The sequence below is a fragment of the Thalassobaculum sp. OXR-137 genome, from assembly GCF_034377285.1.
Classification (GTDB): Bacteria; Pseudomonadota; Alphaproteobacteria; order Thalassobaculales; family Thalassobaculaceae; genus Thalassobaculum.
The window spans coordinates 3,079,139-3,091,226 of sequence record NZ_CP139715.1 but is presented as its reverse complement, the minus strand read 5'-3'; the positions used below and the strand labels follow the sequence as shown (position 1 = coordinate 3,091,226).

At 67.4% G+C, this 12,088-nt stretch carries 13 protein-coding genes; 7 read left to right on the top strand and 6 right to left on the bottom strand.

Features of this window, described 5'->3' with window-relative positions:
* Positions 1 to 25 precede the first annotated feature (25 nt).
* Positions 26 to 397: a hypothetical protein gene (locus T8K17_RS14575; protein ID WP_322330461.1), complete on the bottom strand. Its 372-nt coding sequence runs from the start codon at positions 395 to 397 to the stop codon at positions 26 to 28.
* Between the two features lie 294 nt (positions 398 to 691).
* On the opposite strand from T8K17_RS14575, the gene T8K17_RS14570 reads away from it, so the two are divergent.
* Positions 692 to 1,120 carry a cytochrome c gene (locus T8K17_RS14570; protein ID WP_322330460.1) on the top strand — a complete coding sequence of 143 codons (429 nt, stop codon included), beginning with the start codon at positions 692 to 694 and terminating at the stop codon, positions 1,118 to 1,120.
* 51 nt (positions 1,121 to 1,171) lie between these two features.
* Here T8K17_RS14570 and T8K17_RS14565 read toward each other — a convergent pair whose 3' ends face one another.
* The 4 genes from T8K17_RS14565 to T8K17_RS14550 are packed head-to-tail and all read right to left on the bottom strand — an operon-like array spanning position 1,172 to position 4,400.
* Positions 1,172 to 1,858 carry a cytochrome b/b6 domain-containing protein gene (locus tag T8K17_RS14565; protein ID WP_322330459.1) on the bottom strand — a complete coding sequence of 229 codons (687 nt, stop codon included), beginning with the start codon at positions 1,856 to 1,858 and terminating at the stop codon, positions 1,172 to 1,174.
* Between the two features lie 13 nt (positions 1,859 to 1,871).
* On the bottom strand, positions 1,872 to 2,618 hold the full coding sequence (locus tag T8K17_RS14560) for a creatininase family protein (protein ID WP_322330458.1): 747 nt from the start codon (positions 2,616 to 2,618) through the stop codon (positions 1,872 to 1,874).
* A 40-nt stretch (positions 2,619 to 2,658) separates the two neighbouring features.
* The gene (locus T8K17_RS14555; protein ID WP_322330457.1) at positions 2,659 to 3,939 is read right to left on the bottom strand and encodes an amidase; all 1,281 of its coding nucleotides are present in this window, start codon (positions 3,937 to 3,939) and stop codon (positions 2,659 to 2,661) included.
* A gap of 5 nt (positions 3,940 to 3,944) precedes the next feature.
* The gene (locus T8K17_RS14550; protein WP_416153113.1) at positions 3,945 to 4,400 is read right to left on the bottom strand and encodes a secondary thiamine-phosphate synthase enzyme YjbQ; all 456 of its coding nucleotides are present in this window, start codon (positions 4,398 to 4,400) and stop codon (positions 3,945 to 3,947) included.
* Between the two features lie 107 nt (positions 4,401 to 4,507).
* Between T8K17_RS14550 and T8K17_RS14545 the strand changes: the two genes are divergently transcribed.
* The 6 genes from T8K17_RS14545 to T8K17_RS14520 all read left to right on the top strand — a co-directional run bounded on the left by T8K17_RS14545 (position 4,508) and on the right by T8K17_RS14520 (position 11,281).
* The gene (locus T8K17_RS14545; protein ID WP_322330456.1) at positions 4,508 to 5,353 is read left to right on the top strand and encodes a polysaccharide deacetylase; all 846 of its coding nucleotides are present in this window, start codon (positions 4,508 to 4,510) and stop codon (positions 5,351 to 5,353) included.
* Entirely contained in the window at positions 5,350 to 5,985 is a 636-nt protein-coding gene (locus tag T8K17_RS14540; RefSeq protein ID WP_322330455.1) for a DNA-3-methyladenine glycosylase 2 family protein, read from the top strand. The genes T8K17_RS14545 and T8K17_RS14540 overlap by 4 nt, the downstream gene beginning before the upstream one ends.
* 185 nt (positions 5,986 to 6,170) lie before the next feature.
* Positions 6,171 to 8,654 (top strand): EAL domain-containing protein, encoded by a 2,484-nt coding sequence (locus T8K17_RS14535; protein ID WP_322330454.1) that lies wholly within the window; start codon positions 6,171 to 6,173, stop codon positions 8,652 to 8,654.
* Positions 8,655 to 8,666: 12 nt separating this feature from the next.
* On the top strand, positions 8,667 to 9,707 hold the full coding sequence (locus T8K17_RS14530) for a hypothetical protein (RefSeq protein ID WP_322330453.1): 1,041 nt from the start codon (positions 8,667 to 8,669) through the stop codon (positions 9,705 to 9,707).
* Positions 9,708 to 9,741: 34 nt separating this feature from the next.
* Positions 9,742 to 11,004, top strand: a complete 1,263-nt coding sequence (locus T8K17_RS14525; RefSeq protein WP_322330452.1) for a Xaa-Pro peptidase family protein — start codon at positions 9,742 to 9,744, stop codon at positions 11,002 to 11,004.
* A 28-nt stretch (positions 11,005 to 11,032) separates the two neighbouring features.
* Entirely contained in the window at positions 11,033 to 11,281 is a 249-nt protein-coding gene (locus tag T8K17_RS14520; RefSeq protein ID WP_322330451.1) for a hypothetical protein, read from the top strand.
* A gap of 10 nt (positions 11,282 to 11,291) precedes the next feature.
* Here T8K17_RS14520 and T8K17_RS14515 read toward each other — a convergent pair whose 3' ends face one another.
* The gene (locus T8K17_RS14515; protein WP_322330450.1) at positions 11,292 to 12,020 is read right to left on the bottom strand and encodes an SOS response-associated peptidase; all 729 of its coding nucleotides are present in this window, start codon (positions 12,018 to 12,020) and stop codon (positions 11,292 to 11,294) included.
* Positions 12,021 to 12,088: the final 68 nt, after the last annotated feature.

Genomic DNA, 12,088 nt, shown 5'->3' with positions numbered 1-12,088 from the left:
GAAAGGAGGCAGGTCGAAGGGGGTATCAGTCCTCGGTGCCGCAGGCCCGGAACGGGAGGACCAGACCGCGCGGCTCATCCGGCTCGGGCGGCGTCAGCGCCCGGGTGATGTCCTCCAGCGCGTCTTCCAGATGCGGCGGCAGACCGATCCCGGCGCCGCGCAGATTGCGGGCCAGCCGCTCGGCCCCTTCGGCCAGGCCGTCGTCGAGTGGAACGCCCGCTTCCTTGGCCAGGGTGGCGAGCTGGGCGATGGTCTGCACGAGCAGGACCGAGCGCCGGTCGGCCGGCACCTCGATGCCCATGGTCAGACGCGTCGGCGCCGGCTCGGCCTCCGGTCGGGAGGTCGCTTCCGCCGCCGATTTCCTGGTCTTGTTCCCGGCCTTACGCGCTGGGTGCAAGAGAACTACGCGGTCATCCGTCACGTCGCGTCCCCTCCCCGCTGGCTGCCGTGTCCGACCCGAATCGGCCCGATTCTACGGAGTCGCGCCCGATCTGTCGACCTGTCGGGAGAGAATATGCTCGGGCCTCCTGCCGGCAGCCCCGATGGTCACCCCTTCATCCGCCCATCACATTGGCGTGAGAGTATGTCCCTGCTCGGGTTTCGACCAACGACGCCCGTCATCCCGGCCCCCGATCCGGGTTACGCTGCCTGCGCCGGCACAACGACCGGGCCGACTAGAGGAGACAAAAGAATGAAGATGTTTTCGACGCTCGCCATGGCCGCCGTTCTCGGTCTGACCATGGTCGCCGGTACGGCATTCGCCGATGTCGCCGACCAGCGCGAGAAGGGTTTCAAGGCGCATGCGGCCAACATGAAGGCGGTAAAGGCCGCCGTCGAATCCGGCACCGCCTCCGCCGCCGTGGAGCCGACCAAGGCGATGGTGGCCTGGGCGAAGCAGATCCCCGAGATGTTCCCCGAAGGCTCCGGCGAGGGAACGGACGCGCTGCCGGCGATCTGGTCCGACTGGGCGGGCTTCGAGAAAGCCGCCGCCAACCATCTCGCCGCCGTCGAGAAGCTGGCCGCGGTGGCCGAGGCCGGCGATGCCGCCGCACTCGGCGATCAGCTGAAGGCCACCGGCGCTACCTGCGGCGCGTGCCACAAGGCCTATCGCAAGGACTGACCGGCGATCCGGCGGACACGATCGGGCCGGCCCTCGGGCCGGCCTCTTCGTTCAAGCGAGCAGGGTGAGCCCATAGGCCCCGGCGGCGCAGACCGCCAGAATGGCGAGCGCCACCCACCAGGGCGTTCGGCGGATCCGGCCGGGCGCATCCTGCGGCGCCATGCGCTTCACGCCGGTGATCATCGGCAGGATGAGATCGTCGCGCAGGAAGACCATGTACACGATCACCGCCGCCACGTGGACAATCACCGCGATCAGCAGGATGTCGAAGGTCCAGTGATGCCAGCCGGTCAGGGTGCCCGACAGGCTCGAACCGACAAGATGGTATAGCGGGCCCTCGTAGAGAATGTCGTCATTGGCGAAGAGCCCGAGCCCCGCCTGGACGCCCACCAGAAGCAGCAGGGCCAGGACGGCGAGCGCCCCCAACGGATTGTGACCGGCATATTCCGGATGCCGTCCGGCGAGGGTCTCCCGCAGATAGGTCACGACTGCGCCCGGGCCGCGCACGAAGCTGGAGAAGCGGGCGAACTCGCCGCCCACCACACCCCAGATCAGCCGGAACACCACCAGCGCCAGGGCGGTCAGGCCGAAGCGCTCGTGCCAGTCCATCATCCCCTGCTCTGCGGTGATCCAGGACCCGGCGAGACAAAGGACCAGCGCCCAGTGAAACAGCCGCAGCGGCCGATCCCAGACCCGGACCGTGACCGCGTCTGCCGGCTTGCCGTCGTATTCGCCCATCTGTCGCTCCCGCTTACGCCTCCGCCATGAAGGAGCGGTAGTCCTCGACCACCCCCGCCGCACTGGCCTCCACCAATCTGGCACCGGCTTCCGGCGTGGCAAGGAAGCTGTCGGCGCCGATCCGGCCGTCGGGATGGATCAGGCGGTAATCCTCGGCGTCGTAGAACGGGCGCGGACGCGGCGGGGCCGGGTCCATGTCCACCTTCTTGATGTGCTCCGGATAGGCGTATTGGGTGACGGAGATCTCCGAGGCGGTGGCATGGCTGCCGTCCCGGTCGCCATAGAGTTCCTGACTGATCTCTTTGACGGCCGGGAAGGCGAACCAGTTGGCCAGCTTGCAGCGGACATGGGGCTGATTGGGGCCGACGGCGAGGCTCTTCTCGGCGTAGATCTCGCTGAACGCGGCCGAAACGGTGGCGATGTTGCCGCCGTGGCCGTTCAGGAAATAGAACCGCTCGAACCCGTTGCGGGCCAGCGACAGCACGCTGTCGCGGATCACCGCCATCAGGGTGGACGGCCGCAGGGCGATAGAGCCCGGGAAGGCCAGATGGTGCTGCGCCATGCCGATCGAGATCGTCGGCCCAACGATGCAGCCGAGCGTCTCCGCCGCCCGGTCGGCGATCACTTCCGGGCAGATGGCGTCCGTGCCGAACAAGCCGTTCGGTCCGTGCTGCTCGGTCGAGCCGATGGGGATGATGATCCCCCGGTTTCCGTTCAGGTAGGCTTCCACCTCCATCCACGTCATCAACTGCAATCGCATTCCACTCTCCTCGTCAAAGCCGCCCGTTACCTGGTCTTGCTTACTGATCCGCCTGCAGCGCGCGCTCGATCCAGTCGGCCACGGCCAATGCCTTCGCGTCTTCGCCATAGCCGGTCACGATCTGCACACCCAACGGCAGACCCTGGTCGCCCGTGCCGGCCGGAATGGTCACGCAGGGCCAGCGCAGCAGCGTCCAGATCTTGTTGAACAGCGGATCGCCGGTGAAGGACAGACCCTCCGGCGCCTCGCCCGAGGCCGGCACGGTCAGGATCGCGTCGATGCCGTCGAGCCGGGCCGCAGCGTCGTTGCGGAAGGCGTCGGCATCCGCCTGAAGCTGGTACAGCTCGGTATCGTCGATCTTGCGGCCGGTCGCGATGGCCTCGCGGTAGAAGTCGCTGAGCTTGTCGGGGTGGGTGTCGTATTCCCACGCCAGCGCGCGCGCCGCCTCGGCGGTCATCAGGCGAAGGTGGATGTCGTCCATCTTCTCGAAGGCCGTCCAGTCCACCAGACCGACCACCGACGCGCCGGCGGTCTGCACCGCGATCCGCACCCGCTCCATCACATCGACCGCATCTTCCTCGATCTTGTCGGCGAAGGGCACGTGGAAGGCGAGACGCGGGGCGGCTCCGTCGAAGCCGTCGAGACGGGGCGCCGGCTCGCCGCGCAGGGCATAGTCGAAATGCGCGATGTCGGCGACCGACCGAGCGAAGGTCCCCACCGTGTCGAGGTAGCGCGACAGTTCCTTCACCCCACGCCGATCGTGGGTGCCGAAGGTCGGCTTGAAGCCGACCACGCCGCAATAGGCGGCCGGGCGGATGACGGAGCCCGCCGTCTGGGTGCCGAAGGCCAGCGGCACCATGAAATCGCCGACCGCCGCGGCCGAACCGCTGGACGAGCCGCCCGGCGTGTGGCTCAGCCCGCGCGGGTTGCGGGTCTTGCCGGGATTGCGCCAGGCGAATTCGGTGGACACCGTCTTGCCCATCACCACGCCGCCGGCCGACCGGGTCCGCGCGACCACGGCCGCGTCCTCGTCGGGCTGGTGTCCGATATAGATCGACGAGCCGTATCCCGTCGGCATGTCGGCGGTCTCGATGATGTCCTTCACCGCCACGGGCAGACCGCCGAGCGGACCGGACGCGCTGGAGGCCCGGGCGGCATCCCGGGCCTGCTCCGGATCGAGATGGATGAAGGCGCCGACCTCGCCCTCGCGCTCCGCGACCCGCTCCAGGCACGACTCCATCAGCGCCTCAGGCGTGAGGCTCCCCCCTTCGATGGCCCGCAGGGCTTCCAGGGCACCGAGGCGGTGCGGCGCTTTCGTCATGGCGGTCAGGCTCCCATCAGGTGGAGAACGATGTGGCGGCGATGCGGATGCTCGCGATGTTCGTACAGATAGATCCCCTGCCAGGTACCGAGCACCGGGCGGCCGCCGGCGACGGGGACCGTCAGGGTCGTCTGGGTCAGGGCGCTGCGGATATGGGCCGGCATGTCGTCCGGCCCTTCCGTGGAATGGCGGTAGAGGGTCGGATCCCAGGGCGCGATCCTGGCGAAGAACCGATCCAGGTCCACCCGGACGTCCGGATCGGCATTCTCCTGAATGAGCAGGGAGGCCGAGGTGTGGCGCACGAAGACGGTCAGCAGCCCGTCCGCCAGACCAGATTCGGCGACGAAGCCACGGACCTGATCGGTGATGTCCATCAGCCCGACCCCTGGCGTGGCGACGGTAATCTCGCTCAGTGCCTGCCGGGTCACCTCCGAGGTGGTGATCGCGCGTTCCCTCAACACCCGTGCCGTTCCTGCTCCAACTATCTCGATGCGGCCCGCCCCTTGCGTCTTGTCGGCGGTCCGGGGCCTCTCTAGCCTCGCGTCACCGTATCCCGCCGGAGTACCGGATGCCACGCCACATCGCATGCATGACTTTCGATTTCGACGCGCTGTCGTTGCCGATCGCCAAGGGAACGCTCACGCCGACGCCGCTGTCGCGCGGCGAGTTCGGGCTGGTCGGGGTCGAGCGCATCCGTCGGCTGCTCAAGGTACACAGGATCGCCGCGACCTTCTTCGTGCCGGGACACACGATCGAGAGTTTCCCCGACGCCGTCCGCGCCCTGGTGGATGACGGCCACGAGATCGCCTGCCACGGCTGGACCCACCGCCGACCCTCCGCCCTGTCGCGGGAGGAGGAACGCGACGAGCTGGTGCGCGCCGGTGCCGCCATCGAACGGATATCCGGCCGCGCGCCCTCGGGCTACCGCTCCCCCTCCTGGGACCTGTCGGAGCATACCCTCGACCTGCTTCTGGAGCTGGGATACGCCTACGATTCCAGCCTGATGGGCCATGACCACCTGCCCTACCGCCCGCGCCGGGGAGACGCGGTGCCGCTGCTGAAGCCGGCGACCTTCGGCGCGCCGGTCGACCTGATCGAGATCCCGGTGAGCTGGAGCCTGGACGACTATCCCCATTTCGAATGGAGCGTGACCTCCGGCGGTGCGCTGAACCAGGGGCTGGCGTCCTGGCGGGCCGTACTCGACAACTGGACCGCCGATTTCGACTACATGGCCGCGACCCACGATTGGGGCGTCATCACCTATACCTTCCATCCCTTCGTCTCCGGGCGGGGCCATCGGATGATGGCGATGGAAGCGCTGATCCGGCATCTGCGCGACGGCGGGGCCGGCTTCGCCACCATGGACGAGGTCGCGGCGGAAGCCGCCGACCGTCTCGGCACGGCGCCCGCATGACCCGCCAGAAGGCGCTGGACGACGGATTGCGGGCCTTGGCCGACCGGGACCCGGATGTCGCCGCGGCGCTGGCCGAGGCGGGGGCTCCGGAACCGCGCGTTCTGGAGCCGGGCTTCGCGGCGCTGATCCGCATCATCGTCGGCCAGCAGGTTTCGACCGCCTCTGCCGCCGCCATCCTGGCCCGGCTGGCCGCCGCCGGCGGTCTCGACGCGGAGACGTTTGCCGCGTTCGACGATGCCCAACTCGGCGCGATCGGCTTTTCCCGGGCGAAGATGCGTTACGGCCGCGCGCTGGCCGAGCGGGTGCTGGACGGCCGGCTTCCCCTCGAGCGCCTGAGCGGCGAGGCCTCGGAGGCCGCCCATGCCGCCCTGGTCGCCGTGCCGGGTATCGGGCGGTGGACGGCGGAGATCTACCGGATGTTCGCGCTGGGCGACCCGGACGTCTTCCCCTCCGGCGACGTCGCCCTGCGCGAGGGCATCCGGATGCTTCGCGGATCGGAGACCCGGCCGGACATCGCCGGCTCCGATGCTGTATCGGCGGATTGGGCGCCTCATCGAAGTGCTGCCGCCCATTTATTGTGGCGGCTGTACCGCGTGCGACGCGGGGTTGCGGTGCTCGGTGCGGATCGGTGAGATGCAGCCGCTGGCTGCTGGTCGCGCGCCGGGGGCTCTGATAGTGTTGAATTTCAAGCAAAGACATTACGAATGCATTTGGAAACCGGTGACGTGGACAAAGCGGGGGATATGCTGATCGGGGCCATCCGCCACCATGTCGGACAGCCAGCCGGTTCCGTCCGCCGCCGGAAGAGCGGTCGCGCATGAGTATGGCCAACAAACCGACCCTGGACCGGACAGGGCTTCCCGTCTGTACGCTGGACGAGATCGAAGACGGTTTCCTGTTGCTCGACCCGCAGGATCGGGTGGTCTGGTTCACGCGTCCCGTCCTGGGCTTCTTTCCCTACCTGACCGATCTCCTGGAACCGGGCGCACGCTTCACCAGCCTGGTCCAGCAGGAGGTCGCCACCAAACTCGGCTCGGTCTTCGCCGACGACGCTCAGGATTGGCTCGAGCGGCGGATGGAGGCCCACACCCGTCCCCACGGCCTGGTCGACGAGCGCCTGCCGGACGGCCGTTGGGTCCGGATCCTCGACCGGGAGACGGCGGACGGCGGACGGCTAATCCAGTACCGCGACGTGACCGACGACCGACGCAACACCGACACGGCGGCCCACTTCACCTTGCTCCTGCAGAGCACGCTGGAGACGATCACCCAGGGCATCTGTGCCTTCGACGCCGACTGGCGGCTGCTGACCTGGAACTCGCGCTTCTTCGATCTGCTGCGCCTGCCGACGGCGTTTGCCAGTGTCGGAACGCCTCTGTCTGACATCGTCCATCATCTGGCGGCGCAGGGAGAATACGGCGAAGGCAATCCGGCCCACCGCGCCGCCGAGGTCCTGGACATGATCCGGACCACCCAAGGCAGGGTCTACGAGCGGCCCAACCGGGACGGCCGCCAGATGGAAATCCGGATCCGGCCGATCCCGAACGGCGGTGCTGTGATCGTCTATGACGACATCTCGGCCCGCCAAGACGCTCAGCGCGCGCTGAGGCAGAGCGAGGAGCGCTACGCCCTGGCGGCGGCCGGCTCCAACGACGGTCTTTGGGACTGGGATCTCGCGTCGAACTCGATCTACCTGTCGACGCGCTGGAAGCAGATGCTCGGCCATACTGAGCAGGACGTCGGCGACGGGGCGGAGGAGTGGTTCAGCAGGATCCACCCCGAGGACGTCCAGCGGGTCACCGCCCAGCTCGACGCGCATCTCAGCGGCGCCGTCGGCAATTTCGAGAGCGAGCACCGGGTTCGCCATCGCGACGGCACCTACCGCTGGATGCTCGTGCGCGGCCTCGCGGTCCGCGACACCTCCGGGCATGCCTACCGCATCGCCGGCTCGATGACCGACATCACCGACCGCAAGCGTGTCGAGGAACAGTCGATCCACGATGCGCTGCACGACAATCTGACGGGTCTGCCGAACCGGACGCTATTCCTGGAGCGGGTGCGCCAGGCCCTGGCGCGGTTCCGCCGAAACGCCTCCGCCAGCTTCGGCGTCGTGTATCTCGACCTCGACCGCTTCAAGGTGGTCAACGAGAGCCTCGGCCACATTCACGGCGACGACCTCATCATCGCCGCCGCGCGCCGGCTGGAACACAATCTGAAATTCGGCGACACCGTCGCCCGGCTGGGCGGCGACGAGTTCGCCATGCTTCTGGAAGACGTGTCGAACAAGGGCGATGCCGTCGCCGTCTGCGACATGCTGCAGAAGGCGCTCGCCTCCCCCTTCACTCTGAGCGGCAAGGAGATCTTCACCACCGCGTCCATGGGGGCGGCCCATGCCAGCGAGGGCTACGGCCGGCCGGAGGACATCCTGCGCGACGCCGAACTCGCCATGTACAAGGCCAAGGAACTGGGCAAGGCGCAGGCCGTCGCCTTCGATCCGAACATGCGGGGCAATACGGTCACGCCGCTGGACATGGAGACCGACTTGCGCCGGGCGATCGAGCGCGGGGAGCTGACCCTGCGGTTCCAACCGATCATCTCGCTCGCGACCGGCCGCATCCAGGGGTTCGAGGCGCTCACCCGCTGGACCCATTCCAAGCGCGGCGAAGTGCAGCCTGCCGACTTCATCCCGCTGGCCGAGGAAACCGGGATGATCGTCGAGATCGGCCAATGGGTGCTGCGGACCGCCTGCGAACAGAGCGTGCGCTGGCATGAGAAATACCCGCGGGCCGACGCGCTGGAGATCAGCGTCAATCTCTCCAGCCGGCAATTCAATCAGTACGACCTGGTGCGCATGGTGACCAACAGCCTCGACGGGACCGGCATGGACCCCAGCACCTTGAAGCTGGAGATCACCGAGAGCGCGCTGATGGAGAACGCGCATCTGTCGGCGCAGATGCTGAACGATCTCAAGTCTCTGAAAATTCAGGTTTGTGTCGACGATTTTGGAACCAGATACAGCTCGCTTAGCTACCTGCACACCTTCCCGATCGACACCCTGAAGATCGACAAATCCTTCGTGCAGGATATGGGGCGGAACCGGCACAACCTGGAGATCGTGCGGACGATCTGCCTGCTCGCGCAGAACCTGAGACTGGACGTGATCGCCGAAGGCGTTGAGACTCCCGAGCAGCTTGCCCAGTTGCGGGCCATCGGTTGCGGCTATGCCCAGGGTTTTCTGTTCTCCCCGCCCCTGGACGTGAACGCAGTCGAGCGGTTACTGGACGAGAACAGAAGCTGGTAGGGGCTCGACGCGATGCGCCGGTTCGATGTGTATTTTCTGCAGAAGCGTGACGCCGCCGGATGGGAAACCGTCGAGCGGGCACAAAGCGCTTCCGTTCTCGTCTCCTCCATGATCCGCGAGTTCGACGGAGAGGAAGACGCGGAACTGCGCGTCGTCGGCGGCGACTGGAACGCCACCGTCGGCGAATGGGAATTCAGCCAGATCTTCTTCGTCGATCGCGGCTCCATCGATCTGTCCCTGGCCGAACCGTCGTCCGGAGAGGAAGAGGAGTCGGGCGACGGCGCGCCGTCCGCCACCGGGGGCTCCTTCGCCGAAGCGATCCATGCGGCGCGGCGCGAAGCCGATGCGCGGGAGGGAAGCGACAGCTATCTGGATCCGGCGCTGACCGCCAGCGAGGCGCCGCCGACCCGGCGCCGGTCCTCCTACGACGACACCGCCGGCGAGAACGAAGACCTCAGATCGCTTCGATTCCGTCACGACCATGCGGAAGAGGATGAACCCGTCGGCCCGCCGCCGGACTTCCGCCCGGAACCCCGGCGCAGCGGCCGCGCCTATTTTATGATCGGCACCGTTGTGATCGCCCTTATCCTGATCCTCGGGGCGGCCGCGGCGCTGATGGTCGCCTTCAAGGTCGACCCGGCCCCGCGCTATATCGAGATGCTGCGGCACTGGAAGGACTCAACAATCGGCGGCGCGCACGACGCACCGGCCGACTCCCAAGGGGTGATGCCGCAGACCGCCGGCGAGACCGAACGTCATGCGGGGGTCGCGCCCGATCTGCAGGGCCGCTGGTCCTCGGGCAACTGCGACGGTGAGTACATCGAATTCGGCCCCGACTCCTTCGTCGTGAAGGCCGACGGCCGGGATCCGTCCGTCGCCGTTCCGGTGGTCGAAACCCTGGAGGACGAGTACACGTGGTACATCCGCCGGTCCGAGACCCTGGTCGAACATTTCCAGAAGCTCGGGGCCGACGACATCCAGATGATCGGCGACACGACCCCCGTCGGTTTCACCCAGCGCACGTCAGAGGTCTACACCCGTTGCCCGTCCTGACGGCCGGACCGAGCGCCCCGCCGGAGGCGCACCCGTGACCGTTCTCGACTGGCATGCCGACCGCGGAACCCATCCGGATCTCGCCCTGCTCGACCGCGCCCCGGAGAGCGACGGCATCGATCTGCGCGCCGTCCGTCTGTACCGCCAGGACCGGGTTCGGGCCGAGATGGCCCGGCGCAGGATCGCCGCCCTAATCCTGAGCGACGCGATCAACATCCGCTACGCCACCGGCACGCGGAACATGCAGGTCTTCACCGGCCGCAACCAGCCCTCGCGCTACCTGCTCCTGACCGCGGACCGCTCGATCCTGTACGAATTCACCGGCGCTATGCATCTCGGCGCGGGCTACGAGACGGTCGACGAGGTGCGCCCGAGCTCGACCGCCAGCTTTGTCGCCGCCGGTGCCGCCATCGTCGACAAGGAGCGGTCCTGGGCCCGGGAGATGGCATCGACGCTGCGCGAGATGTGCGGCCGCGACCCGGTGGTCGGTGTGGAGAGGCTGAACGCCGGGGTCGCCATCGCGCTGGCCGACGAAGGACTGCGCCTGGTCGACGCGCAAGAGCCCGTGGAAATGGCACGCTGCATCAAGTCCGCCGAGGAAATGAAATGCGTGCGCGCCTCGCTGCGGGCGACCGAAGCCGGGGTGGCCGAAATGCGCGCGGCCATCTGGCCCGGGCAGACCGAGGCGGAGCTGTGGTCGGTCCTCCAGCAATCGGTGATCGCCGCCAACGCGGATTATTGCGAGACAAGGCTGCTGAACTCCGGCGCACGGACCAATCCCTGGTTCCAGGAGACCTCCTCCAAGGTCATCGCGCCGAACGAACTGATCGCGCTGGACACCGATGTGGTCGGCTGCCACGGCTATTACAGCGACTTCTCCCGCACCTTCCATGCCGGCCCGGACCGGCCGAGCGAGCATCAGCGCACGCTCTACCGGACCGCCTACGAACAGGTGCAGCACAACATGAGCATCATCGAGCCGGGCCTGACCTTCCGGGAGTATTCCGAGCGCGCCTGGGACATCCCCGAGCAATATGCCGATCACCGGTACTATCTCTCGGCCCATGGCTGCGGCATGTCCGGGGAGTATCCGTATCTCTATCACCGGGCCGATTTCGCGGAGTCCGGCTATGACGGGGTGATCGAGCCGGGCATGACCCTCTGCGTGGAGAGCTTCATCGGCCACAATGACGGCGGCGAAGGGGTGAAGCTGGAACAGCAGATCCTGGTGACCGAGACGGGGATCGAGCTTCTCAGCGACTTCCCGTTCGAGGACGCGTTGCTGCAAGAGTCTTGAGCGTTAACGGCCGACCGGAAAGACCTACATGGCACTCGTGCAGATCCTGGAACTCCTGGCCATCGCCGCGGCACTGCTTGCCGCCTGGTACTGGTATCGAGCCGGCGACAGGCCGCCGCGCCGGATCTCCGGCGACGAGGAATTGGACGCGGCCGACCTCAACCGGATCGTCGTCGCGCTCCATCGCGCCGCCATCCTCAACCGCCGCGCTGCCCTGGCGTCTGCCGCCTCGGCCTCGATGATCGCCCTCAGCATGATCACGTCCTGGGCGCTCTAAGACAGCGGGATCAGAACAACGATCCCTGCACCGGCTTGGGCGCAGCTTGCACCGGCTCCTGAACCGCTGCCGGCTCCACCAGCCCCGCATCGTCGTTGCGCACATTGCCCACGCGCCGATCGACCGGATAGGCTTCCACCAGTCCCGGATCGCAGGGCAACATCAATTGCCCCGCCGCATCCTTGTCCGGCCCCATCCAGGTGGCGAAGGCGGCCTTGTCGAACAGCATCACCGGCATGCGGTGATGGATATGGGCGATGCTCTCCGTCGCCTCGGTGGTCACGATGGTGAAGGTCTCCAGGGCACTCCCCTCGCCCGTCCCCTCCCACAACTCCCACAACCCGGCGAAGCCGAACGGCGCGCGGTCCTTTCGGACGACCCGGTAGGGCTGCTTGACCTTGCCCTCGCTACGCCATTCGTAGAAGCCGTCGGCGGGGATGACGCAGCGGCGATACCGGTAGGCGCCGCGGAAGGCCGGCTTCTCGTCCACCGTTTCGGCCCGCGCGTTGATCATCTTCACCCCGATATCGATGTCCTTGGCCCAGGCCGGCACCAGCCCCCAGCGCATCATCGCCAGCACCCGGTGCCCCTTGGCCGGCCCTTCGGTCATCAGCTTGATCACCGGGGCCGCCTGGGTCGGCGCCATGTTCCAGCGCGGCTCCAGGTTCAGCGCCGTATCCACATCGAACAGCCGGCGCATGGCGTCCGGTGCCGTGGTGATGCTGTAGCGGCCACACATCGATCCAATACCCTTTCTTCCTGCCGCTCGTTGCTTGGCGGCAACGGGGAGCGGCAGTACGATCTTCC